The organism is Pseudomonas graminis (assembly GCF_900111735.1).
GTDB lineage: Bacteria > Pseudomonadota > Gammaproteobacteria > Pseudomonadales > Pseudomonadaceae > Aquipseudomonas > Aquipseudomonas graminis.
The window spans coordinates 40,691-64,012 of record NZ_FOHW01000027.1 but is presented as its reverse complement, the minus strand read 5'-3'; the positions used below and the strand labels follow the sequence as shown (position 1 = coordinate 64,012).

The 23,322-nt window shown below is 60.0% G+C and carries 20 protein-coding genes; 10 read left to right on the top strand and 10 right to left on the bottom strand.

The genetic code is table 11. The features are described 5' to 3' along the window. Nucleotides 1-129: 129 nt before the first annotated feature. Nucleotides 130-615: a hypothetical protein gene (locus tag BMY98_RS18880; protein ID WP_074891706.1), complete on the top strand. Its 486-nt coding sequence runs from the start codon at nt 130-132 to the stop codon at nt 613-615. Here BMY98_RS18880 and BMY98_RS26940 read toward each other — a convergent pair. Continuing rightward, nucleotides 587-778 carry a hypothetical protein gene (locus BMY98_RS26940; protein WP_139214537.1) on the bottom strand — a complete coding sequence of 64 codons (192 nt, stop codon included), beginning with the start codon at nt 776-778 and terminating at the stop codon, nt 587-589. The genes BMY98_RS18880 and BMY98_RS26940 overlap by 29 nt on opposite strands. Between BMY98_RS26940 and BMY98_RS18875 the strand changes: the two genes are divergently transcribed. Together BMY98_RS18875 and BMY98_RS18870 are read left to right on the top strand one after the other, a co-directional pair. After that, the gene (locus BMY98_RS18875) at nt 777-1,520 is read left to right on the top strand and encodes a TorF family putative porin (RefSeq protein ID WP_074891704.1); all 744 of its coding nucleotides are present in this window, start codon (nt 777-779) and stop codon (nt 1,518-1,520) included. The two genes, BMY98_RS26940 and BMY98_RS18875, sit on opposite strands and share 2 nt — an antisense overlap. A gap of 63 nt (nt 1,521-1,583) precedes the next feature. Beyond that, nucleotides 1,584-2,456 (top strand): DUF6279 family lipoprotein, encoded by an 873-nt coding sequence (locus BMY98_RS18870; protein ID WP_074891702.1) that lies wholly within the window; start codon nt 1,584-1,586, stop codon nt 2,454-2,456. Nucleotides 2,457-2,473: 17 nt separating this feature from the next. On the opposite strand, the gene BMY98_RS18865 is transcribed toward BMY98_RS18870, so the two are convergent. Next, nucleotides 2,474-2,797, bottom strand: a complete 324-nt coding sequence (locus BMY98_RS18865; protein ID WP_074891700.1) for a hypothetical protein — start codon at nt 2,795-2,797, stop codon at nt 2,474-2,476. Nucleotides 2,798-2,922: 125 nt separating this feature from the next. Continuing rightward, complete coding sequence (locus tag BMY98_RS18860; RefSeq protein WP_074891698.1) at nt 2,923-4,275, bottom strand: DEAD/DEAH box helicase; 1,353 nt, start codon at nt 4,273-4,275, stop codon at nt 2,923-2,925. Between the two features lie 180 nt (nt 4,276-4,455). Between BMY98_RS18860 and BMY98_RS18855 the strand changes: the two genes are divergently transcribed. After that, on the top strand, nt 4,456-5,745 hold the full coding sequence (locus BMY98_RS18855; protein WP_074891696.1) for a mechanosensitive ion channel family protein: 1,290 nt from the start codon (nt 4,456-4,458) through the stop codon (nt 5,743-5,745). Between the two features lie 13 nt (nt 5,746-5,758). Here the strand turns inward: BMY98_RS18855 and BMY98_RS18850 are convergent, their stop codons facing one another. Then, nucleotides 5,759-6,472 carry an ArsR/SmtB family transcription factor gene (locus BMY98_RS18850; protein WP_074891694.1) on the bottom strand — a complete coding sequence of 238 codons (714 nt, stop codon included), beginning with the start codon at nt 6,470-6,472 and terminating at the stop codon, nt 5,759-5,761. A gap of 75 nt (nt 6,473-6,547) precedes the next feature. Between BMY98_RS18850 and BMY98_RS18845 the strand changes: the two genes are divergently transcribed. Then, the gene (locus BMY98_RS18845) at nt 6,548-7,705 is read left to right on the top strand and encodes a cytochrome P450 (protein WP_074891692.1); all 1,158 of its coding nucleotides are present in this window, start codon (nt 6,548-6,550) and stop codon (nt 7,703-7,705) included. Further along, nucleotides 7,702-8,046, top strand: coding sequence for an antibiotic biosynthesis monooxygenase family protein (locus BMY98_RS18840; protein WP_074891690.1), 345 nt, complete (start codon nt 7,702-7,704; stop codon nt 8,044-8,046). The genes BMY98_RS18845 and BMY98_RS18840 overlap by 4 nt, the downstream gene beginning before the upstream one ends. Before the next feature lie 71 nt (nt 8,047-8,117). Here BMY98_RS18840 and BMY98_RS18835 read toward each other — a convergent pair whose 3' ends face one another. The 3 genes from BMY98_RS18835 to BMY98_RS18825 all read right to left on the bottom strand — a co-directional run bounded on the left by BMY98_RS18835 (nt 8,118) and on the right by BMY98_RS18825 (nt 10,077). Further along, nucleotides 8,118-8,354, bottom strand: coding sequence for a hypothetical protein (locus BMY98_RS18835; RefSeq protein WP_074891688.1), 237 nt, complete (start codon nt 8,352-8,354; stop codon nt 8,118-8,120). A gap of 152 nt (nt 8,355-8,506) precedes the next feature. Next, the gene (locus tag BMY98_RS18830) at nt 8,507-9,373 is read right to left on the bottom strand and encodes a carboxylate/amino acid/amine transporter (protein WP_074891686.1); all 867 of its coding nucleotides are present in this window, start codon (nt 9,371-9,373) and stop codon (nt 8,507-8,509) included. Nucleotides 9,374-9,762: 389 nt separating this feature from the next. Next, nucleotides 9,763-10,077: a 3-phosphoglycerate kinase gene (locus BMY98_RS18825; protein ID WP_074891684.1), complete on the bottom strand. Its 315-nt coding sequence runs from the start codon at nt 10,075-10,077 to the stop codon at nt 9,763-9,765. A gap of 50 nt (nt 10,078-10,127) precedes the next feature. On the opposite strand from BMY98_RS18825, the gene BMY98_RS18820 reads away from it, so the two are divergent. The 3 genes from BMY98_RS18820 (at nt 10,128) to BMY98_RS18810 (ending at nt 13,971) form a co-directional block, all read left to right on the top strand. Beyond that, nucleotides 10,128-11,054 carry a LysR family transcriptional regulator gene (locus BMY98_RS18820; protein WP_074891682.1) on the top strand — a complete coding sequence of 309 codons (927 nt, stop codon included), beginning with the start codon at nt 10,128-10,130 and terminating at the stop codon, nt 11,052-11,054. 338 nt (nt 11,055-11,392) lie between these two features. Continuing rightward, the gene (locus BMY98_RS18815) at nt 11,393-11,950 is read left to right on the top strand and encodes a peptidylprolyl isomerase (RefSeq protein ID WP_074891680.1); all 558 of its coding nucleotides are present in this window, start codon (nt 11,393-11,395) and stop codon (nt 11,948-11,950) included. Between the two features lie 188 nt (nt 11,951-12,138). After that, a complete protein-coding gene (locus BMY98_RS18810; RefSeq protein WP_074891678.1) occupies nt 12,139-13,971 on the top strand; it encodes an ABC transporter ATP-binding protein in 1,833 nt (610 codons plus the stop codon). 715 nt (nt 13,972-14,686) lie between these two features. On the opposite strand, the gene BMY98_RS18805 is transcribed toward BMY98_RS18810, so the two are convergent. Then, nucleotides 14,687-15,814: a GNAT family N-acetyltransferase gene (locus BMY98_RS18805; RefSeq protein ID WP_074891676.1), complete on the bottom strand. Its 1,128-nt coding sequence runs from the start codon at nt 15,812-15,814 to the stop codon at nt 14,687-14,689. A gap of 279 nt (nt 15,815-16,093) precedes the next feature. Between BMY98_RS18805 and BMY98_RS18800 the strand changes: the two genes are divergently transcribed. Further along, on the top strand, nt 16,094-17,413 hold the full coding sequence (locus BMY98_RS18800) for a putative porin (protein WP_074891674.1): 1,320 nt from the start codon (nt 16,094-16,096) through the stop codon (nt 17,411-17,413). A 324-nt stretch (nt 17,414-17,737) separates the two neighbouring features. Here the strand turns inward: BMY98_RS18800 and BMY98_RS18795 are convergent, their stop codons facing one another. Next, entirely contained in the window at nt 17,738-18,859 is a 1,122-nt protein-coding gene (locus BMY98_RS18795; RefSeq protein WP_074891672.1) for a beta-ketoacyl-ACP synthase III, read from the bottom strand. Nucleotides 18,860-19,251: 392 nt separating this feature from the next. Beyond that, entirely contained in the window at nt 19,252-23,163 is a 3,912-nt protein-coding gene (hrpA, locus tag BMY98_RS18790) for an ATP-dependent RNA helicase HrpA (RefSeq protein WP_074891669.1), read from the bottom strand. Nucleotides 23,164-23,322: the final 159 nt, after the last annotated feature.

Here is a 23,322-nt window from a genome sequence, read left to right as displayed (position 1 = left end):
TATCGCTCCCCCGCTTCACAAAGCTCTGCTTTACTCTCGTCACATGACTGCTCATTCATCGCGCTGCGTATGGGTCATGGGATAGAGCGGACGATGCCCTGAACTTCTGAAGTCTCTGCGGAAACCGACATGAACAAACGGATGATCATCGGCGCCCTGCTAAGCCTCGGGCTGACCGGCTGTGCGAGCCACGGTTGTGACAACTCGGTGGCAGGCAGCCCCTGCCGCGCCGACTATCTGCTTTACCAGAACGACATGCTTCAGGCCAAGCTGCTGATCAACGAACGCCGCGCCGAAAACGACGAACTCGCCAGCGCTTTGCTTGAGAGGGCAGCAAGGGAAGACACGACCGGCGAGGCGGAGTTTTACCAGGCGATACTGCTCTTGCGTCAGAACGCCAGCCCTAAACAGATCGATGCCAGGCTCAATGATTCAGCCGATCGCAACTACCCGCTGGCCATCGCCCTGCAGGCTCAACGGGCCGGTATGGTCGATCAGGACAAGGCCCGCGAGTACCGTGCCAGGTACGAAAAACTCGATGTCGCCACCAGCGGCTACCCCTCGTTCCCCCAGGCCTTGATCGTCGTCAATCAGCTGATTTCCGTGGCGAACTGATCGCAACGTTCAGCGCATCTGCATCGAATCGACCAATGGTCGCGAGATAACGCCAATCGGCGGTATCCTTGCGGCGCTCTAGATCGCGGTTCTTGTCGGGCCATTCGGCTCCCGGATAGATACCTTCGACCCACTCCTCCGAAACCTGAAAGGAGTGAAGCATGCCTTATGCTCGCTGTTTCAACCGTTGGACCGGTGCGGTGTTTACCTGCGCCGCCCTCATGCATCACGCCGCCAGCGCTCAGGTCATCGAGCGGGAGCTGGGCGACTTCAGCCTCAAGCTTGGCACCACGCCCAGCCGCACCATGGCCCAGGGCCTGGTGACGCCGAGCGGTGCGGATTCGAAGTTCCACGGCGGGCTCGACCTCACCCACGACAGCGGTTTCTACTTCGGGCAATGGTCGCCCAGCGCAGGGCTGACCCCCGACACTGCGCTGGAGGTGGACTCCTACATGGGGTTCAAAAAGCCCTTCGACAAAACACTCGGCTATGAGCTTGGCGTCATTCGCTACAGCTACCCGAACACCGACCAGCTCGACAGCCACGAGCTCTACGCCGGTTTCCGGATTTTCGACAGCCGCATCGGCACTGCCTTCAGCACTGACGCCGGTCGCCAGGACAGCACCCTGTTCCTCGACCTGGGCAGCATGATTCCGCTGGGCCTGGACCTGCGCATGCAGTACGGCAACCACCAGCTCGATTCGCCTTCAATCATCGACGGCGGCGGCGTGGTCAATGCCTACAGCGACTGGTCGTTCAATGTGTCGCGGCCCGTGCTGGGCATGGACATGAACTTGATGTACAGCGGTTCGAGCCTCACCGGCGCCGATTGCAGCGCTTACAGCGGGCACAATCCTCAGTGCGAAGGCACCGTGACGCTGAAGGTCGTGCGCTCGTTTTTCTGATGGGTTGAACCGCCGTGACCTGACTTGCTCTATAACGGGGAGACGAACCGGCAAGGAGCAGTCATGGGCATTGTGTTGAAGACCTTTATTTCGCTGTGGCTGAGCCTGACACTGTTGGCGGGGTGCAGTCAGATTGGTCTGACGTATCGGCATCTGGACTTCATCATTCCCTGGTCGCTCAACGACTACCTGGACATGAACGCGTCGCAGAAAGACTGGCTCGACGAGCGTTTGAAAGAGCACTTGAGCTGGCACTGCACCACCCAGATCCCCGGTTACCTAGACTGGCTGGACCGTCTGCAAGGGATGGTCGAAAACAACCAGGTCAATCAGGAGCAGCTCAAGGCGCGCACCGCCGAAGCGCGGCAAGCCATCGCCACCCTCTCCAAAGAAATCACGCCTTCGGCGGTCGAGCTGCTGCGTCAGCTGGACGATCAGCAAGTGGGCGAGATGCAGACAGCGTTCGCCAAGGACCTGCGCAAGCATGAGGACGAGTTCGTCGACCAGCCGCTGGACAAGCAGATCAGTGAACGCGCTCAGCGCATGGAGAAACGTCTGACGCCGTGGATGGGCAAACTGAATGCCGCGCAGCAGGGGCGGGTGATGCAATGGTCGACGTCGCTGGGTGAGCAAAACCGCCTGTGGATCGATAACCGCGCCCACTGGCAGTCGCTATTGCTGGCGGCGGTGAAACAGCGTAACGCCGCCGATTTCGATCAAAAAATCGCCAGCCTTCTGCAAGACCGTCAGACCTTCTGGACCCCTGAATACCGCGCGACCTACGACCATACCGAGCAGGCAGCGATTTCGTTGATTGCGGATCTGATGGCGCAGAGCACGGCTGATCAGCGGCAGAAGTTGCTGGCGAAGATCGCCGATGTGCGCAAGGACTTCACGGATTTGAGTTGCTACAAGAGCATGAAAAAAGCGTCCTGATCAGGACGCTCCTTGGGTCAGGCGATTTGCGCCTTGGAGGCCACCTCGTCAAAGGTCTCCGGGTCCAGCGCATCGCCCTGTTCATCCAGCACCTGACGCGGATGGTCATTGCCCGGAATGCTGCTGTCGATCATCGCCAGCAAGCTCGCGCCTCGAGGCGTAAGGGTAGCGCCTTCGCCATGCCCGCCTGCACCGCTGGTGTGGGCAGCAATGAACCCGCGTTCGAGCAACAACGTTCTCAATTCTGCGGCGTGGGTTTCTGATGCATCGGCGATTGCGACGCTGTTTTGCACGTGGTGCAACAGACGCTCGATCAGGTCCCAGTCGTATCGTTTAGACATGTTTCAACCTCCAGTGGGCCAACAGGGCAATACCCGTGACATCCGGTCAACGGGCTTGATGCTCAGTGGTTGTGACCCAGTGGAGGGCCAGCCGTTCAGCGGGCTGGCCGGGAGGCAGGAGGGGCTTATTCAGCGACCGGCGGACGCGTGACGCGCTTTTTCAGCGGCGCCATCCCGTCCTGGCTGACCAAAGGCTCGGCCTTCGGACGGTTTACCGACTTGCGTTTGGTCGGCCCCTTGGCGACAGCTTTCTTTTTGTCGCCCTTCTTGTCACCTTTGCCATCGGTTTTTTTCTTCTTCACGCCGACAGCCTTGCCCGACGCCTTGACCTTCTTAGGTCCGGTGTAGGTGCCTTTGACTTCCTTGATCGTGCGGCGCTCGAACTTCTGCTTCAGGTAGCGCTCGATGCTGGACATCAGGTTCCAGTCACCGTGAGTGATCAGCGAGATCGCCAGACCTTCGCCACCGGCACGGCCAGTGCGGCCAATGCGGTGAACGTAATCGTCGCCGGTGCGCGGCATGTCGAAGTTGATGACCATGTCCAGGCCGTCGACGTCCAGGCCACGGGCCGCGACATCGGTCGCCACCAGGATCTTGACGCCGCCCTGCTTCAGACGGTCGATCGCCAGCTTGCGATCCTTCTGGTCTTTATCGCCGTGCAGCACGAACGCCTTGTACTCGAGCGCCACGAGGCGGCCATAAATACGGTCGGCCATGGCGCGGGTGTTGGTGAAGATGATCGCTTTCTGGTAGGTCTCGTTGGCCAGCAGCCAGTTGAGGACCTGCTCTTTGTGCACGTTGTGGTCGGCGGTGATGATCTGCTGACGAGTGCCGGGAGCCAGTTCGCTGACGCTGTTGACCTGCAAATGCTGCGGGTCTTTCAGGACTTTGCCGATCATCTCGCGCAGGCCCGAACCACCGGTGGTGGCCGAGAACAGCATGGTCTGCTGACGATTGGCACATTCGCCAGCCAGACGCTCGACGTCTTCGGCAAAGCCCATGTCGAGCATGCGGTCGGCTTCGTCGAGGACCAGCAGTTCAACCTGCTTGAGGTCGAGGTTGCCGGCGTTGAGTTGCTCCAGCAGGCGACCCGGCGTACCGATGAGGATGTCCGGCACCTTGCGCAGCATGGCGGCCTGGACCTTAAAATCTTCGCCGCCGGTGATCAGGCCGGCCTTGATGAAGGTGAACTGGGAGAAACGCTCCACTTCCTTGAGCGTCTGCTGGGCCAGCTCGCGGGTCGGCAGCAGGATCACGGCGCGGATGTCGACGCGAACCTTGGCCGGGCCCATCAGGCGATTGAGCATCGGTAATACGAACGCGGCAGTCTTGCCGCTGCCGGTCTGCGCCGTCACCCGTAGATCGTGTCCTTCCAGCGCCAGCGGAATGGCCGCTGTTTGCACAGGCGTTGGCTCGACGAAATTGAGTTCGGCCACGGCTTTTAGCAGGCGTTCGTGCAGGGCGAATTGGGAGAACACGGGTGTTACCTCGGCGTAATACAAAAAAACAGTCGCATAGGGTACCGGTTTAAGCCGGATTCGCCGAGTCTCTTTAGCTCAAAGGGCCTATTTTGTTACCGGATTTGCCCTACCCTGCCCTCGCTTCCCTATCAATGCTCTAATCGCGCCCCCCATTTCTGATCAGGAGATCCAGCGCCCATGGACACCCATTCGCTTTGGCTACGCGCCCAGGAAATCTGGACGCTGCTGGAAAACCAGCCAATGCTGCGCACGATCACCGGATTGCTGTTACTGCTCGTCGCGGCTTTCGCCCTCGGGCGGCTGGCGCGATGGATGATCCTTTACGCCATGAAAGCCCTGAGCCGGCAGCCGTCGTTGTTCTGGCTCAACGATTTTCTGCACAACAAAGTCTTTCACCGACTGGCCCAGGTCACGCCCTCGGTGGTGATTCAATTCGGGCTGAATCTGGTCCCGAACCTCAGCACTGCCGCCAATCACGTGCTCGGCAACATCGCGCTGGCGTTCACCATCCTCTTCCTCATGCTCACCGTCGGCGCGCTGCTCAACGCCCTGCTGGACATCTACGCGCGCACCGAACACGCCCGCACCCGCTCGATCAAGGGCTACGTGCAGCTGACGAAAATGATCCTTTACGTGTTCGCCGGGATCATCATCGTTGCCACGTTGATCGACCGATCGCCGTTGCTGCTGCTTTCCGGCCTCGGCGCGATGTCAGCGGTGATTCTGCTCGTCTACAAAGACACCCTGCTCTCCTTCGTTGCCAGCGTGCAGCTGACCAGCAACGACATGCTGCGGGTCGGCGACTGGATCGAGATGCCACAGGTCGGTGCCGACGGCGACGTGGTGGATATCACGCTTCACACCGTGAAGGTGCAGAATTTCGACAAGACTATCGTCTCGATCCCAACCTGGCGCTTGATGTCCGAGTCGTTCAAGAACTGGCGCGGGATGCAGCAGTCCGGCGGGCGCAGGATCAAGCGCAGCCTGTTCATCGATGCCAGCGGCGTGCGCTTCGTCTCCGATGAAGAAGAACAGAAGCTGACCCAGGTTCGCCTGTTGACCGACTACATGGGCCGCAAAAAAGCCGAGCTCAAAGCGTGGAATGAAGCCCAGGGCAACGTCGCAGAAATGTCGGCCAATCGCCGCCGTATCACCAACATCGGCACGTTCCGCGCCTACGCGCTGGCGTACTTGAAAAGCCACGTCGATATCCACCCGGACATGACCTGCATGGTCCGCCAGATGGAGGCCACGGCCCAGGGCGTTCCGCTGGAAATCTACTGCTTCACCCGCACCACCAGTTGGGGTGACTACGAGCGCATTCAGGGGGATATTTTTGATTACCTGCTGGCCGTGCTGCCGGAGTTCGGGCTGGGGGTTTATCAACAGCCAAGCGGGGCGGATTTACGGATTGGGTTGGAGAAGATGTCGTCGAATCAAAGTCTGCAGCAACCGGGCAGCGCTTAACGCCCAAGCACAGCTAAGGCGCATTGTTTTCAGTGCTGACCCCGAATCGAACGGAGAACTCTTTCTTTCCGTTTGGCGTCAACGCCAGTGCCCTACTGTCAAGGTCTTGAATAACCCATTTGCGGCTGGTCGCTATGTGCAGGAAGGCGGCACCCAGTGCTCCGGCGAGATGCGGGCGGCGCATGCTCCAATCCAGGCATGAGCAGGCGAAGCGACGTCGCTGCGCCCTGACTGTCTCCACATCGAGCCCCAGGTCGGCCATCGCTTTTTCGCCGCTGACAGTGAGTTGATAATTACCGTCGTCAGGGGCTGACATGGTCAGCCAGCCTGACTCGAGGAAACAATCGTGCAGTTTTACAGCCAATGAACCCGCCATGTGGTCATAACAGGTTCGTGCGATTTGCAGTCGACCCGGGGTATTCGGGACGAACCGGGTTTCCGGCTTCTGACTGATCACCATGAGGGCCTCAATCGCTCTGGCCACGTCTGCGTCCGCCAGACTGTAATACCGATGCCTGCCCTGCGTGTGCAGCTTCACCAGCCCGTCCTCTTTGAGCCTTGCCAAATGCGCGCTTGCGGTAGAGGCACTTACGTCGCCGATGACAGCCATTTCTGTGCTTGTACGTGCATGCCCATCCATCAACGAACAGAGCATCTTCGTCCTTGCTGGTTCGGCGATTGCGCCGGCGACCCTTGAAATGGCGGTGTCATTGCCTGGGGAGTCCATATTTCGTTCCTGAACGAATCGTTAACGTGCGCAGTGCCGGATATTAGCCGTTCTTTGTGAACAGGACTTTCAGAAATGACGCCGTTTGAAGCAGCCAGCCATGCCGACCCTTATATTTATTACGCAGGTTTAAGGCAACGAAAGGGGCTGTTGTTCGATGCAGATCTACGCCTGTGGATCGCCAGTGATGCCAGTGCCGTAGAGGCCATTCTGAAACATTCGGACTGTCGAGTCCGTCCTCTTGATGAGCCGGTTCCTCTCGCAATTGCACAGGGCGCCGCGGGTCGTATTTTCGGTCGTCTCATGCGCATGAACGAGGGAGCTGAACACCAGTGTCCAAGAATGGCCATTGCGCCCGCTTTGGCTTCTGTGCATGACGAAAACATCGCAGAAATTGTGTCGCAGGTGTTCGAGTCCCTCAATACCCCGGTCGACGCCCTCAATGAATTGATGTGGACGTTGCCCGTATCCGTCATGGCAACCTTGATGGGCGTTCCTTTCACTCAGTTACGTGAAGTTGTTACCCTGACCCAGAATTTTGTGGGCTGCCTTTCCCCCTTAAGCGACAAGACCAAGCTGGATGAGGCCGATGCCGGAGCGACTCGGTTGAGTCAACTGTTCGCAGAGTTGCTGCTTTGCGAGGATGAAAGAAGTCGCTTCATGAGCCACGTGTTGAGGGAATGTGACGTGACGGGCTGGAGAGACAGAGACGCATTGATCGCTAATCTGATCGGCCTGTTGTCACAGACCTGCGAGGCCACCGCAGGCTTGATCGGCAACACCCTCATAGCAATTCATCGTAACCCCGACCTGTTTGAACCCCCTCAACAACCGGCGCGTATTGCAGAGTGGGTAGCCGAGGCGGCGCGCCACGACTGCCCCATACAAAACACACGGCGGTTCGTTGCCGAACAGTGTGTTATCGAAGGCAGCGTCCTGAAGGCCGGGGATACGGTTCTTTTGTTACTGGCTTCGGCGAACAGGGATCCTTGCGCAAACCCGGATCCTGACAACTTTTTGCTCACACGGTCACACCGTCGAATATTCAGCTTTGGCTCAGGCAGACATGAATGCCCAGGCCAGCAACTCGCTTTGTGTATTGCCTCTGAAGCGGTTTCAGAGCTATTGCGTAGACAGCCCACCACCGCTGTCCGCGCTCATCAATGGCGCTACTTGCCCTCGCTCAATGCTCGGATTCCTTATTTCCATTGCAGCCGGGAGACTCAACAATGATCGCCGTTATTTTTGAAGCGTGGCCACATGAGGAGCAATACCAGCGGTATCTTGATCTTGCGGCTGAACTGAAGCCATTGCTGGAAGGTTTGGATGGGTTCATTTCAGTGGAGCGTTATCAGAGCCTGAGTGAGCCAGGAAAAGTTCTGTCGCTGTCATTTTGGCGTGATGAGGAAGCCATTAAACGGTGGCGCGGCCTTGAGTTGCATCGTGCGGCGCAACTTACGGGGCGTAGGCAAGTATTCGATGATTACCACCTGCGCATTGCTGACGTGATGCGAGATTACAGTCTGGAGAATCGTGCTGAAGCGCCGGGCGATAGCCGACGCGCTCATGAATAAAAAGAAATTAAAACAAAAAAAAGCCCGGCATCTGCCGGGCTTTTATTTTGAGTCTTGTAACACCCAAGGAATTAACGATCACGCTGGTAGCTAGAACCAAACTCTTTGCGGTTTTCAGCAACGGTCACGGTGCCGGAAATCTGGATAGCGAAAGGCTTGACGGCCTCTTTGCTGGCGACTTTGCTGTCCAGAACGGTAGCGCTGGAAGCGTTAACAATAGCGCGTTGGTTAATGTGCTCTGAGCTGGCGAATGCAGAACCCGTAGCCAGGATGGACAATGCGAAGCCGAAAGCGATGGACTTTTTCATGATGTAGATCTCCGGATAGTTGCTGGTAAGTTGGTTAAGTCGTTTCGTTGGGGCCAATCTATTCGGTTGAACCCAACATGAAAAACCAAGCATGAAGATATCTAACATCACCCTCGTTAATGTCATTGACGCGGGCGTCTAACCCGGCTGTTTCAGAGAACAGCCCGGCGTTGAACAAGACCGCGGCGACTGATCCACACCGATGAAACAATCACCAGCCCGCCCAAAAACAGCTTGCCCAAGTCCTCGTTCTGCCCCCAGATCAACAGATTGATCAGCAGCCCCACCGGCACGTGCAGGTTATTCATCACCGCCAATGTGGCGCCGTTGACCAGGCACGCACCTTTGTTCCACCAGTACATGCCGAGCGCGGTGGAACACAGGCCGAGGAACAGCAACACCACCCACTGTTGAGGCGCATCCGGCAAATGCTGCGGATTGCCGAACAGCAGAAACGCCGGCAACGCCACGGCCAGGGCACCGAGGTAGAAATAGCCGAAGCGGCGGTAGTGCGGCAGATCGCTGGGATGGCGGGCCACCAGGTGTTTGTAGAGCACCTGGCCCGCCGCGTAGGTGAAGTTCGCCACTTGCAGCAGCAGAAAGCCGCCGAGGAAATTCGGATCAACCCGGTCGTAGCGGATGATCACCGCACCGAGCACCGCGACCAATGCCGCCAACAGGCCCCACGGATTGAAGCGCCGATTGAGGGCATCCTCGATCAGCGTGACGTGGAGCGGCGTCAGGATGGTAAACAGCAGCACTTCGGGGACCGTCAGCACGCGAAAGCTCAGGTACAGGCAGACGTAGGTGACGCCGAACTGAAGCGCACCGATCAACAGCATGCCGCGCATGAATGACGGCTCGACCCTACGCCAGCGTGTGAGCGGGATGAAGACAAGACCGGCCAGCACGACGCGAAGCAGCACGGCGAAGTAGCTGTCGACGTGCCCGGCCAGATAGACGCCGATCAGGCTGAAGGAAAACGCTTGAATCAGCGTCACGAAAAGTAGATAGCCCATGGTCGCCCCTTTTTTGAAGGCGGCGACCTTAGCCGGTTGGCCATGGCGTGTCTATTGAACGGGTCGGCGGGTCCACCGTTTGCGGCGTTGTCTGACCCGGAAAGAAAAAACCCGATCGACCCGGCGCATTCCTGCAGGTCGATCGGGCAATGCACTCAGGAGCGAAGGAGTGCCAATGGAGTGTCGATGAACGCGAGCATCATCGGGCGGCGGGATTAACGGGCGATTAAGAGACGTGGTGCATGTCATTACAGTACGAGAACGCACATCTCCCTGCCCTCTCTGCGGCCGGCGTCTCGATCAAAGAAGCCGACTATCGACCCGAACCCATCTAAGAATTTGTTTTATCGCCGAAGCCGAAGTACGCTCCGTCGAGTCTGACGCGCGGGTTACAGAGGCTCGCAGCTCAGGGAGATGCGCAGCTTGACGATGTCGCGGGTGAACTTGGCGGTCACTTCGGTGCTGCTCTTTGGCGCGACCTGGACCCGGCGCGTGCGCGGGGCTTCCGGACCGTTGCGAAAGACCACGCTGCACTTGGCCGGGACATCGCCAAAGTTATTCAGGGTGATGTTGCCGATGTCGTAGGCGACGTCATGACTGTTGTAGTCGACCTGCACGCCCTTGATGTCTTTCTCGACGTCGATGGGGTAGGCGAACGCGCTCATCGGCAGCATCGCCAGCAGCACACAACAGATTCTTTTCATGGGGCAGTCTCCATTCAGGGACCGCCAGCTTAGGACAACAGGAGCGAGAGATGAAAGCGCCCCGCGTCACCCTTGATCAATGGCGCACGCTGCAAGCCGTTGTCGACCATGGCGGCTTCGCGCAGGCCGCCGAAGCGCTGCACCGCTCGCAGTCGTCGGTCAGCTACACCGTCGCCAGGATGCAGGACCAGCTCGGCGTTCCGCTGTTGCGCATCGACGGCCGCAAAGCCGTGCTGACCGAGGCCGGTGAGGTGTTGTTGCGGCGCTCGCGGCAACTGGTGAAGAACGCCAGCCAGCTGGAAGACCTGGCCCACCACATGGAACAGGGCTGGGAGGCCGAGGTGCGGTTGGTGGTCGACGCTGCGTACCCGAACACGCGACTGGTCCGGGCCCTGACAGCCTTTATGCCGCAGAGCCGCGGATGTCGGGTGCGGCTGCGTGAGGAAGTGCTGTCGGGCGTCGAGGAAGTGTTGCTGGAAGGTGTAGCCGATCTCGCCATCAGCGGCTTCAGCATTCCGGGTTATCTCGGCAATGAGATGAGCAAGGTGGAGTTCGTCGCCGTCGCTCACCCCGGGCATGCCCTGCATCAGTTGCAACGCGAGCTGAATTTTCAGGACTTGGAAAGTCAGTTGCAGGTGGTGATTCGTGATTCCGGGCGCAATCAGCCGCGCGACGTCGGCTGGCTCGGTGCCGAACAGCGCTGGACGGTCGGGAGCCTTGCGACGGCTGCTGCGTTCGTGAGCAGCGGGCTGGGCTTTGCCTGGCTGCCCCGCCACATCATTGAGCGGGAGATTCAAGATGGGCTGCTGAAAATCCTGCCGCTGGACAAAGGCGGCAGCCGACACCCTACGTTTTTTCTTTACTCCAGCAAGGACAAACCTCTGGGACCTGCGACGCAGATCCTGATTGATCTGATTCAGAGTTTCGACACCGCGCCGCTGGATGCGCCCTTCCCGGCGCCGCAGCAGATGCTTTGAATAGGCTCTATCCGGGGACAGATTAATTTACGGTGAAGCGCTGTAAATAAATCAGTCCCCTCAGTCCAGCAGCAGACGCTGTGAAGAAAGCGTTAATCAGTAGGACTGGCTTTAGCCGGGAAAGCGTCGGGCGTCGCACCGCAAGGGTGAGGGTATTCACACTGGCCCCTTCCCGGCTGAAGCCGGTCCCACAAGAACAATGCGTGCAATCACTGGGATGGCGGAAGCCGGTCCCAGTAAAACGAGGAACGCCACGCCCCCACTGTCCAAATTCCCGCAAACGTGCTTCCCTTACGTCCTGTTTTTTCGCAGTCGACATCAATTTCAGGACTCTGCCCATGCTGAAGAAAATTGCCCTCTCCGCCGCTGCCGTGTTGTTCGCCGGTCATTTGATGGCCGCTCCGGCGCCTCACGTTGTGCTGAACACCAGCTTCGGCGATGTGGAAATCGAGCTGAACCAGGACAAGGCGCCCGTCAGCACCCAGAACTTCCTCAAGTACGTCGACAGCAACTTCTACAACAACACCATTTTCCACCGCGTCATCCCGGGCTTTATGGCTCAGGGCGGCGGCTTCACCGCGCAGATGCAACAGAAGCCCACCAACGACCCGATCAAGAACGAAGCCGATAACGGCCTGCACAACGTGCGCGGCACTGTCGCCATGGCACGGACCTCGGAAGTGAATTCGGCCACCAGCCAGTTTTTCATCAACGTTAAGGACAACGCGATGCTCGACCACGGCGCCCGTGACTACGGCTACGCGGTGTTCGGCAAAGTCGTCAAGGGCATGGACGTCGTTGACCAGATCGTCAATGCGCAGGCCGGCAACAAGGGCGGAATGCAGAACGTGCCGCTTGACCCGATCCTGATCAAGACGGCCAAGCGCGTGAACTAAGCTTGCCGCAAGCCTAAAAGCCGGGCGCCTGCCCGGCTTTTGCATTTTAAGGACCGGGCCCCTTGATTCAGCGTGAGCAATCGCGTTTCCATGTGGTCTGATCGGATGACTATCCCGAGCTGCTCTCAAGCCGCTGTATCCAATCCCCATCCAAAGGAGAGCCCGCTCAAGCGTGGGCGTCATTGCCAATGCTCTATCGCCGTTTCGAACAGCTGATCGATATATTCCGCGAAGCCCCCACCGCCGCCCCGCCCAACACCGTCGCCTCGTTCTATCTGTATTACCTGCGTCAGGTGTGGCCCAGCTTTGCCGCGCTGCTGGTGGTCGGACTGATCGGCGCGCTGATCGAAGTCTCGCTGTTCAGCTACCTGAGCCGCATCATCGACCTTGCCCAGGGCACGCCCAACCCGAATTTCTTCCGCGAACATGCGTTCGAGCTGACGTGGATGGTCGTCGTCGCGCTGGTGCTGCGGCCTATCTTTGTTGCCCTGCATGACCTGCTGGTGCATCAGACCATCAGCCCCGGCATGACCAGCATGATCAACTGGCAGAACCACAGTTACGTGCTCAAGCAGAGCCTGAATTTCTTCCAGAACGACTTCGCCGGGCGCATCGCCCAACGCATCGTCCAGACAGGCAACGCGCTGCGTGACTCGGCGGTGCAGTCGGTGGACGCGTTGTGGCACGTGCTGATCTATTCGATCAGCGCGCTGGTGCTGTTTGCCGAGGCTGACTGGCGCCTGATGATTCCGCTGCTGAGCTGGATCATCGCGTTCATTCTGGCGCTGTGGTACTTCGTGCCGCGGGTGAAGGCTCGGTCGGTCATTTCTTCAGACGCGCGTTCGAAACTGATGGGCCGCATCGTCGATGGCTACACCAACATCGCGACGCTCAAGTTGTTCGCCCACACCAATTCGGAGCAGCAGTACGCCCGCGAAGCGATCAGCGAACAGACCGAGAAAACCCAGCTGGCAGGCCGCGTGATCACCGAAATGGACACCGTGATCACCACGCTCAACGGCATTCTGATTGTCACCACCACGGGCCTGGCCTTGTGGTTGTGGACCCAGTCTTTGATTTCCGTGGGCGCGATTGCGCTGGCGACCGGTCTGGCGATTCGGATCGTCAACATGTCCGGCTGGATCATGTGGGTGGTCAACGGCATTTTCGAAAACATCGGCATGGTCCAGGACGGTCTGCAGAGCATCGCGCAGCCAGTGGGCATTACCGATCGGGACGCTGCGCCGAAACTGGCCGTCAGCCGAGGCGAGGTGAAATTCCAGGACCTCAACTTCCAGTACGGCAAGGGCAAGGGCGTGATTCATGGCCTGAACCTGGACATCAAGGCGGGCGAGAAAATTGGTTTGATCGGGCCGTCGGGCGCGGGTAAATCGACTTTGGTTAACCTCCTCCTACGCCTGTACGACGTACAAGGCGGGCGGATCCTGATCGACGATCAGGACATTTCCCACGTCGCTCAGGAAAGCCTGCGCTCACACATTGGCATGATCACCCAGGACACGTCGCTGTTGCACCGCTCGATCCGCGACAACCTGCTTTATGGCAAACCCGATGCGACCGACGCTGAATTGTGGGAAGCCATGCGCAAGGCCCGCGCCGACGAGTTCATTCCGCTGCTAACGGATTCCGAAGGCCGCACCGGGCTGGACGCACATGTTGGCGAGCGCGGCGTGAAGCTGTCCGGCGGTCAGCGTCAGCGCATCGCCATCACCCGCGTGCTGCTCAAGGACGCGCCGATCCTGATCATGGACGAAGCAACCTCAGCGCTGGACTCGGAAGTGGAAGCGGCGATTCAGGAGAGCCTGGAAACCCTGATGCAGGGCAAGACGGTGATCGCGATCGCTCACCGGCTGTCGACCATCGCGCGGATGGATCGTCTGATCGTGCTGGAGAACGGCGTCATCGCTGAGAGCGGAACCCACGCCGAGCTGCTGGCGCACAAAGGTTTGTACGCGCGGTTGTGGGCGCATCAGACCGGCGGGTTTGTCGGGGTCGATTGATCAAGACACCGCGCGAACCGTAGGAGCCGGCTTGCTGGCGAACCCAATCTGTCATTCGCCTCTGAGGTGGCTGAACAATCACCTTCGCCAGCCATCCCCAAGACGGTCGCCGAACTAATAAACGACACAAAATCCCTGTAGGAGCGCGCTTGCCCGCGAACGCAGAGTGTCAGCCACTGGATATCTGGCTGACCCACCGCAATCGCGGGCAAGCGCGCTCCTACGCCCTTCGGGCAGAAGCAGAACTCGATCCGCTCCATATGACCCTGCGATTTCACACCTGCGGGGTGGTCGCCCAACGCGGATCACCCACAGAGGCGCGGATTAACGGAGGGCGCAAATCACCTGTAGGAGCGCGCTTGCCCGCGAACGCAGTGTGTCAGCCACCGGATATTCAGCTGACCCATCGCAATCGCGAGCAAGCGCACTCCTACGCCCTTCGGGCAGAAGCAGAACTCGATCCGCTCCATATGACCCTGCGATTTCCCACCTGCGAGTTGGGCGTCAAGCGCGGATCACCCACAGGAGCGCGGATTAACGGAGGGCGCAAATCACTTGTAGGAGCGCGCTTGCCCGCGAACGCAGTGTGTCAGCCACCGGGTATTCAGCTGACCCACCGCAATCGCGGGCAAGCGCGCTCCTACAGTTGATCCCGGTCAAAACCTCGCACCTGTGTTGGATTCAGATCGGTAGGTGGATTCGCCGCCCGCTGAATCTACTCGGCTTGCCGATACGGCAACGCCCCGCGCGCTTCTTCGGCGTAGGCCAGGATCCCCGCCCGTTCCTGGGTCAGAAAATCCGCTACCGCTTCTCGTAATCCCGGGTGCGCCAGGTAGTGCCACGAGTGGGTGATGACCGGCTCGAAGCCGCGTATCAACTTGTGCTCCCCTTGGGCGCCGGCGTCGAAGCGCTTGAAGCCGTGGGCGATCGCGTAATCCATGCCCTGATAGAAACAGGTCTCGAAGTGCAGCCGGTCGAACTCGGCCAGGCAGCCCCAGTAGCGGCCGTAAAAACTGTCGCCGCCGATCAGGCTGAACGCCATTGCCACCGGGCGTGAGCCCTGTCGCGCCAGCACCACGCGAATCGCCTCGGGCATGCGCTCGGCGACCAGGCTGAAGAACTCCCGCGTGAGGTAGGGCGTTTGCCCACGCACCTCGTAGGTATTGGAATAGCAGGCGTAGACGAAATCCCAATGCGCCTCGCTCAGCTCGTGCCCTTCGAGCCAGTCGAAATCAAAGCCCTGCCCTGCCACTTGCTCGCGCTCTTTACGCATCTGCTTGCGCTTGCGTGAGCTCAAGGCGTCGAGGAAATCCTGAAAATCCCGATAGCCTCGGTTCTGCCAGTGGTACTGACAGCCGATGCGCTGCAGCCAGCCGGGTTGTTCGGCAAGCAAGGCGTCGGCAACCGGGTCGGTGAAGTTGACGTGAACGCTGGACAGCTCCTCGCCCTGGGCATAGCCCGGCAGGCAGGCGAGCAGTTCGCGGCCATCTTCGGGCGTCTTCGCCAACAAGCGCGGCCCGCTTACCGGGCTGAACGGCACGGCCACCAACAGCTTGGGGTAATAGGCCAGACCGGCACGACGGCAGGCGTCGGCCCAGGCGTGATCAAACACGTATTCGCCGTAAGAGTGCCACTTGCGGTACGCCGGCAGAGCAGCGATGAGTCGCTCACCCTCGTAGTGCAGCAAGTGCTCGGCGCGCCAGCCGGAACGCGGCCCGAGGCTGCCGCTGTCTTCCAGCGAACTGAGAAAGCCATGGCGCAGAAAGGGCGAGTCGCCAGGTATCAGGGCGTCCCACTGTTCAGGTGCAAGGTCCGACAACTTATCCAAACGGTGTAACGACATCTCGCCACTCCAGGTCACGCAACGTGTTGCGAAGTATCACCTATTCATAAGTGCTGCACATGAATTTACGCACGCCGCCGCTCTAGCCCGCAGGTCCAACGAAATTTTCACATGTCATCGACATGACATCACTTCGCCACTGTTTCGTCATAAACGCTGGCAATACTGGCGCCTGTTTTTAGAGCCAGAGGTTCTAAGGATTCGGACTTTTCCCCGCCCGCCTTTGGTCGGTTGATCCCCGGATGATTCGGTCATCCCTTCTCGATTACGGAGATTGATATGCGTCTTGCTTACACGAAAACTGCGGCAGCCCTGTGTGGTGGTGTGCTGCTGGCCATGAGCGTTCCGGCCAGTGCCGCAGTCGACGCAAAACTGCTCGACATGCTCAAGGCCAACGGCTCGATTTCACCTGCCCAATACGCCGAACTGCAAACCGAGCTGACCAAAGACCAGCTGGCTCAGCAACAGGCCCAGAAAGCCACGTCCGACCAGATCGCCGCCGCTACCACTGCCAAGTCCTCCGAACTGTCTGCCTTCGAACAGAAAGTGGCCTGGGCAGCAAAGACTCAATTCAAAGGCGACGTCCGCGTTCGACAAGAGACGGTCAAGATCGACGACCAGAACAACAGCCAGGACAAAAACCGTCAGCGTATCCGTGTGCGTCTCGGCGCCTACAGCGAGATCAACCCGCAGGTCAGCACCGGTATCCGCATCGCCACCGGTGGCGATAACAAGGCCAACTCGACCAACGTTGACCAGAACGACTACTTCACCAAGAAAGACCTGTGGCTGGATCAGGGCTTCATCGACTACCACCCGACTGCCATCCAGAACCTGCACGTCATCGCCGGCAAGATGGCTCAGCCATGGGTCAGCGAAGGCGACGTGATCTGGGACAACGACATCAACCCTGAAGGTCTGGCTGCCACTTACAGCCTGCCGATCAACAAGGGCTTCGAGCTGTTCGGCAGCGCCGGTACTTACACCCTCAAGGACAACATCAGCGGTGAAGGGACGCAGTTCAAGAACGACCTGCGCCTGAACGCGGCTCAGTTGGGTACGCGAATCGCCATCACTGACAACGTGAAGATGACGGTCGGCGGTTCGGTCTACAACTACGAAAACTCCAACGACTGTAATCCGGCCGCTGCCAGCACCAGCACCACGTTCTGTGGCTTGAGCATCAACGGCAACAACACCACCGACTTCCGCCTGTATGAAGGCTTCGGTCAACTGGACCTGACAGGCTTCGTGGTACCGGTCGGCCTGTACGGTCAGTACGTGGTCAACAGCGCCACCAACAGCGACGAAGACACCGCCTGGTTGGCCGGTGTGAAAACCAAGGTGTTCGGTTTCGGTCTGGACTACAACTACCGCGATACCCAGCGTAACGCTGTGGTGGGTGCTTTCACCGACTCCGACTTCGCCAACGGCACTACCGGTTCGCGCGGTCACAAGCTGGCCATTTCCTACGACATCGACAAGAACTTCGCGGTCGGCGCGACGTACTTCCTGACCAAAGCGGACTTCGCGACTTCTGCGCTGCCGCGTGATCAGGATGCCAACACGCTGCAACTGGACGTGCTGGCGAAGTTTTAAGAGAGACTGCTGCAAGTTACAAGCTGAAAGCTTCAAGCGGCGTGCTCCTGCCGTTTGAAGCTGCTACAGAACTCAAGCCCGCCGTTGCCCTGTCGGATCCCCCTCATCCGTTCCGACAGAGCAACGCCGGGCTTTTTTGTTGCGATGCCATACGCCGAACTCTGTAGGAGCGTGGCTTGTCCAGCGATCGGCTACGCAGCAGTCGTTAAACCTCGCCACGCCATTCTTGCTGACACACCGCATTCATTGTGTTGCTGCCGCTGCGCGCCAGATCGCGGGACAAGCCACGCGCCTACGTCAGCAACCGCGGTCATTCCGCGAGCGTTATTTCTTGCGCAGAATCACGCTACCAATCGAATACCCGGCGCCGAACGAGCTGAGCACACCCAGCGCGCCGCTTGGCAGGTAGTCCTGGTACTCGTGAAACGCGATCACCGAACCTGCGGAGCTGGTGTTGGCGTAGCGGTCGAGGATCACCGGTGCTTCTTCGACCGAGGCGTCACGGCCCAGCAGTTTTTTCACGATCAGGTGGTTCATGCTCAGGTTGGCCTGATGCAGCCAGAACCGTTGCACGTCGCCGATATTCAGCTGGTTCTCGTCCAGGTGCGCAGCCACCAGTTCGGCGACCATCGGGCAGACGTCGCGGAACACCTTGCGGCCTTCCTGCACGAACAGCTTGTCCGACTTGCCTTCGCCCTCTTCCGCCGTGCGGTTGAGGAAACCGAAGTTGTTGCGGATGTTGTTGGAGAACGTGGTCAGCAGCTTGGTGCCGACGATGTCGAACTGATGCTTTGAGGTCGCCAGGTCAGCGCGCTCGACCACCACCGCCGTGGCGGCATCACCGAAGATGAAGTGGCTGTCACGGTCGCGGAAATTGAGGTGAGCGGTGCAGATCTCCGGGCTGATGACCAACAGCGCGCGGGCCTGGCCCAGCTTGACGCTGTTGCATGCTGCCTGAATGCCGAACGTGGCCGATGAGCACGCCACGTTCATGTCAAAGCCGAAGCCCTGAACGCCCAGCGCCGCCTGGATTTCGATGGAGATCGCCGGGTACGCGCGTTGCAGATTCGAACAGGCGACAATCACGCCGTCGATGTCGGCTGCAGTTTTGCCAGCGCGCTGCAGGGCCTGCTTGGCCGCCGCAACGCCCATCTCGCAGAGGATCGACCATTCGTCATTGGAGCGCTCGGGCAGGCGCGGCTTCATGCGCTGGGGGTCGAGAATGCCGTCCTTGTCCATCACGTACCGGCTTTTGATGCCGCTGGCTTTTTCGATGAACGCCGCGTTGGATTCCGTCAGTGCCTGAATCTCTCCCGCTTCGATAGCGGCGGCATTTTCGGCGTTAAACCGGGCAACGTAAGTGTTGAAAGACTGCACCAGCTCATCGTTGGAAATACTGTTGGCGGGGGTGAAAAGCCCGGTGCCACTGATCACGACTTCGTACACGGTCGTTCCTCTCGAGATAAAAGCAGCTCATTGAAGGCAGCAGCTGAACAGCCAGCACAAGCGGGGGCGTTGGCGATCTGGAACGAAGGTCCCAATGCAACGAGGCAGCAACCCGCTTGGCGGACGACGGATGTTTTATGACGCTATGAAGTTTAGCCGCGAAGTTTGCCATAACGGCCGCCATTTCGCGCTATCGGGGTAAACGTACACGCGTGACGCTCACTGTAGGAGCGTGGCTTGTCCCGCGATCGGTCGCGCAGCGGCCGTAAACCTGGGGGTCGTGTATCGCCCGCCAAAACCGGATTTCCGGCTGGGCTGATGCTGCGCACCAGATCGCGGGACAAGCCACGCTCCTACGCCTTCGGCAGAAGCAAGCCGCCGCGCGGAGGAAATCACCCCTCGACCTGGGTCCACTGCTTGTTCAGGCGCTTGTCAGAGATCGGCACTTTCGTCCCCAGCTGCTGCGCGAACAGCGAGACGCGGTATTCCTCCATCCACCAGCGATACACCACCAGTTCCGGATCGCGCTTGCCTTCCTGAGCATGTTTGTCGGCGCGGGTCTGGTACTGCGCCCAGAGATTGCCCAGTTCGATACTCCAGACCCGGTCCTTCTGTGCCTGGCTGCCGAGTTTCTCAAGACGGAGTTCGACGGCCTTGAGGTAACGCGGCAGTTCCTTGAGCCACAACGCCGGGGTTTCGCGGACGAAGCCGGGATACACCAGCTTGCTCAGCTGGCCTTTGATGTCGTTCAGGGCCACGGCCTGGGCCAGATCGATCTTGCCCTTGAAGCGCTTTTGCAGGCCATGCCACAGCTTGAGAATCTCAAGCGTGAGCCTTGCCAGCCGCTCCGCATGTTCGGTCAGACCGCCACGCTTGCGCTCGGCCAGCGACAGCAGGCCGGCGCCGTCTCGGGGCAACGTCGCTTCACCCTCAAGGATGCAGCTGTCGAGGCTCGCCAGCAGGATGTCTTCGATCAGCGCATCGACCCGACCCAGGTCGCGGTACAGCAACGCCAGCTCGGTCTGGCCGGGCAGCTTGCTGCGCAGGAACTTGGTCGGCTCGGCCAGTTGCTGCAACAACAGCCGTTGCAGCGCTCGACGGTGCTGATATTCGGCCTCGGCCTGGGTCGAGAAACGCCCTTCCTTGACCGCACCGCCCTCTTCCACCAGCGCCGGATACACCGTCATCGACAGCCCGGCGATCTTCTGCTGAGTCTTTTCGGCCACCGCGGCAAAGCCCTTGGCCTCGACCGGCTGCTGGCCTTTCGCCGATTGGGGCACCGCCAATGCAGCCTGACCGGCCTCGGCGAACCGCGCGGTCAGCTCATCCAGCTCACGGCCTTCGCCGAGGAACTTGCCGTTGGCATCGACCACTTCAAGGTTCATTTTCAGGTGGCTTTCCACCTGTTGCGCCGCTTCGGCCCACGCTTCGTCGGTCACCCGCACGCCAGTCATGCGCAACAACTCGCGGCCCAGTGCCTGAGGCAACGAGCCTTCGGCGAAGACCATCCGCTGCAAGGCGGCTTTGACAAAGTCCGGCACCGGCACGAAATTCTTGCGCAGCGCCTTGGGCAGGTTGCGCACCAGCGCCACGCATTTGGTTTCCAGCAGCCCTGGCACCAGCCATTCCAGGCGCTCGGCCGGCAACGACAGCAACAGCGGCGCCGGCACCCGCAGGGTCACGCCGTCGCGCGGATGGTTCGGTTCGAAGTGATAAGTCAGCGATAAGGTCAGTTCGCCAATTCTCAAGGTGTCCGGGTACTGATTGGCGGTGACCTCGCTGGCCTCTCGGGCGAGCACATCTTCCTCGCGCATGATCAGCAACTGCGGGTTCTTCTGGCTCTCCATCCGGTACCAGGCGTCGAACGTCGCGGTCTGGTGAATCTCCGCCGGCAAGCGTTCGTCGTAGTAGCGGTACAGCGTTTCTTCGTCGGCCAGAATGTCGCGCCGACGTGCCTTGGCTTCCAGTTCGTCGAGCTGCTCCAGCAATTTGGCATTGGCTGAGAGGCATTTGGCCCGGGACTGGATTTCACCGCGCACCAGCCCTTCGCGGATGAAGAACTCGCGGGACACCGCCGGATCGATCGGCCCGAAATGCACCGGACGACGCCCAACGACGATAAGGCCGAACAGGGTGATCTGCTCGAAGGCAACGACCTGGCCGCGCTTCTTCTCCCAATGGGGTTCGAAGTGGTTTTTCTTGATCAAGTGCCCGGCAAGCGGCTCGATCCAGTCCGGCTCGATTTTCGCCACCATGCGCGCATACAGCTTGGTGGTTTCCACCAGCTCGGCGGCCATGATCCATTGCGGGCGCTTGCGGCCCAGCCCCGACGACGGATGCACCCAGAACCGCCGCTGACGCGCGCCCATGTAGTCGCCGTCTTCGGTCTTCTGGCCGATCTGGCTGAGCAGGCCCGAGAGCACCGCCTTGTGAAATTTCGGGAAATCGGCCGGCTCTTTGTTGACCGTCAGTTGCAGGTCGCGGCAGATCAAACTCAGTTGACGATGGGAGTCACGCCATTCGCGCAGGCGCAGGTAGTTGAGGAAATTACGACGGCACCAATTACGCAGCGGACTGGCGGTCAGGGCCTGGCGCTGCTCTTCGAAACCGCGCCACAGATTGACCAGCCCGGCGAAGTCGGAGTCCTGATCTTTCCACTGGGCGTGGGCCTGATCGGCGGCCTGCTGACGCTCCGGCGGACGCTCGCGGGGGTCCTGAATTGACATTGCGCTGGCAACGATCAGCACTTCCTGCAAGCTGCCCTGCTTCGCCGCTTCGAGCAACATGCGGCCCATGCGCGGGTCCACCGGCAGGCGCGCCAGTTGACGGCCCATGGGCGTCAGGTTGTTCTCGCGATCGACCGCTGACAGCTCCTGCAACAGGTTGAAGCCGTCGCTGATCGCCTTGCCATCCGGCGGCTCGATGAACGGGAAATCGGTGATCTGGCCCAGTCGCAGGTGGAGCATCTGCAGGATGACCGCCGCGAGGTTGGTGCGCAGAATTTCCGGATCGGTGAATTCAGGCCGCGAGAGGAAATCTTCTTCGCTATACAGCCGCACGCACAGGCCCGGCTCGACCCGGCCGCAACGGCCCTTGCGCTGGTTGGCGCTGGCCTGGGAAATCGCTTCGATGGGCAGACGCTGCACCTTGGCGCGGTAGCTGTAGCGGCTGATGCGCGCGGTGCCAGTGTCGATGACGTAGCGAATGCCCGGCACGGTCAGCGAGGTTTCGGCAACGTTGGTCGCCAGCACCACACGACGGCCCGGGTGCGACTGGAAAATTCGCTGCTGTTCGGCCGGCGACAGGCGCGCATACAGCGGCAGGATTTCGGTGTGCTTGAGTTGCGCCTTGCGCAGCATTTCAGCGGCGTCACGAATCTCTCGCTCGCCGGGCAGAAACACCAGCACATCGCCGGGGGACTTGCGCTCGCTGCGTTCGAAGGCGGCCAGCTCGTCCAGCGTGGCGAGAATCGCCTGATCGACGGTCAGGTCTTCCTCGATGCTGTTGCCCTCTTCGTCCTGCTGGGCGGTCATCGGCCGGTACCACGTCTCCACCGGGAAAGTGCGGCCCGAGACTTCGATGACCGGCGCCTTGTCGAAATGCTCCGAGAAACGTTCGAGGTCGATGGTCGCCGAGGTGATGATGACCTTCAGGTCCGGGCGACGGGGCAGCAGGGTTTTCAGGTAGCCGAGGAGGAAGTCGATGTTCAGGCTGCGTTCGTGGGCTTCGTCGACGATGATCGTGTCGTAGCGCTCAAGAAAGCGGTCGTGCTGGGTTTCGGCGAGCAGGATGCCGTCGGTCATCAGCTTGATCAGGGTGTTTTCGTCGCTCTGGTCTTCGAAGCGCACCTGGTACCCCACCAGCCCGCCCAGCGGCGTGCCGATTTCTTCGGCGACCCGGCTGCCGACGCTGCGTGCTGCGATTCGACGTGGCTGGGTGTGGCCGATCAGTCCGTGCTGCCCGCGACCGATTTCCAGGCAGATTTTCGGCAACTGAGTGGTTTTGCCCGAGCCGGTTTCGCCGGCGATGATCAACACCTGATGTTCCAGCAGCGCCTTCTTGATCTCGTCGCGCTTGGCGGCGATCGGCAGGTTTTCGTCGTAGCGCATGGTCGGCACGCTTTGCGCGCGACTCACCACACGGGCGCACGATGCCTGCACGCGCTCAACCCACTGCGCCAGCTTCGTCTCGTCCGGTTTCTTGCGCAGCTCATGCAATTGCCGGCGCAAGCGATGACGATCGCTGATCATCGCGTGGTCGAGGTTCTTGAAGAGTTGGTCGATGGAGGTCGAATCGTCGGTCATCAGGGCGCGGAATCTTTCTATCTGAATGCAGGGCGCGGATTGTCGCAGATTTGATGGGGTGGAGGCAGGTCTGTGGCGCAAAGGCATTCACGGGCAGGGTGTAAGTCCTCGCGCGCAATGTGGAGCGCCACCCCGGTCGCTCCCACGAGGTCGTGACGG

What these genes read in the sequence shown, in the direction of transcription:
- BMY98_RS18880 (WP_074891706.1), top strand. Translation starts at nt 130, where the DNA reads ATGAACAAACGGATGATCATCGGCGCCCTGCTAAGCCTCGGGCTGACC.
- BMY98_RS18875 (WP_074891704.1), top strand. Translation starts at nt 777, where the DNA reads ATGCCTTATGCTCGCTGTTTCAACCGTTGGACCGGTGCGGTGTTTACC.
- BMY98_RS26940 (WP_139214537.1), bottom strand. Translation starts at nt 778, where the DNA reads ATGCTTCACTCCTTTCAGGTTTCGGAGGAGTGGGTCGAAGGTATCTAT.
- BMY98_RS18870 (WP_074891702.1), top strand. Translation starts at nt 1,584, where the DNA reads ATGGGCATTGTGTTGAAGACCTTTATTTCGCTGTGGCTGAGCCTGACA.
- BMY98_RS18865 (WP_074891700.1), bottom strand. Translation starts at nt 2,797, where the DNA reads ATGTCTAAACGATACGACTGGGACCTGATCGAGCGTCTGTTGCACCAC.
- BMY98_RS18855 (WP_074891696.1), top strand. Translation starts at nt 4,456, where the DNA reads ATGGACACCCATTCGCTTTGGCTACGCGCCCAGGAAATCTGGACGCTG.
- BMY98_RS18850 (WP_074891694.1), bottom strand. Translation starts at nt 6,472, where the DNA reads ATGGACTCCCCAGGCAATGACACCGCCATTTCAAGGGTCGCCGGCGCA.
- BMY98_RS18845 (WP_074891692.1), top strand. Translation starts at nt 6,548, where the DNA reads ATGACGCCGTTTGAAGCAGCCAGCCATGCCGACCCTTATATTTATTAC.
- BMY98_RS18840 (WP_074891690.1), top strand. Translation starts at nt 7,702, where the DNA reads ATGATCGCCGTTATTTTTGAAGCGTGGCCACATGAGGAGCAATACCAG.
- BMY98_RS18835 (WP_074891688.1), bottom strand. Translation starts at nt 8,354, where the DNA reads ATGAAAAAGTCCATCGCTTTCGGCTTCGCATTGTCCATCCTGGCTACG.
- BMY98_RS18830 (WP_074891686.1), bottom strand. Translation starts at nt 9,373, where the DNA reads ATGGGCTATCTACTTTTCGTGACGCTGATTCAAGCGTTTTCCTTCAGC.
- BMY98_RS18825 (WP_074891684.1), bottom strand. Translation starts at nt 10,077, where the DNA reads ATGAAAAGAATCTGTTGTGTGCTGCTGGCGATGCTGCCGATGAGCGCG.
- BMY98_RS18820 (WP_074891682.1), top strand. Translation starts at nt 10,128, where the DNA reads ATGAAAGCGCCCCGCGTCACCCTTGATCAATGGCGCACGCTGCAAGCC.
- BMY98_RS18815 (WP_074891680.1), top strand. Translation starts at nt 11,393, where the DNA reads ATGCTGAAGAAAATTGCCCTCTCCGCCGCTGCCGTGTTGTTCGCCGGT.
- BMY98_RS18810 (WP_074891678.1), top strand. Translation starts at nt 12,139, where the DNA reads ATGCTCTATCGCCGTTTCGAACAGCTGATCGATATATTCCGCGAAGCC.
- BMY98_RS18805 (WP_074891676.1), bottom strand. Translation starts at nt 15,814, where the DNA reads ATGTCGTTACACCGTTTGGATAAGTTGTCGGACCTTGCACCTGAACAG.
- BMY98_RS18800 (WP_074891674.1), top strand. Translation starts at nt 16,094, where the DNA reads ATGCGTCTTGCTTACACGAAAACTGCGGCAGCCCTGTGTGGTGGTGTG.
- hrpA (WP_074891669.1), bottom strand. Translation starts at nt 23,163, where the DNA reads ATGACCGACGATTCGACCTCCATCGACCAACTCTTCAAGAACCTCGAC.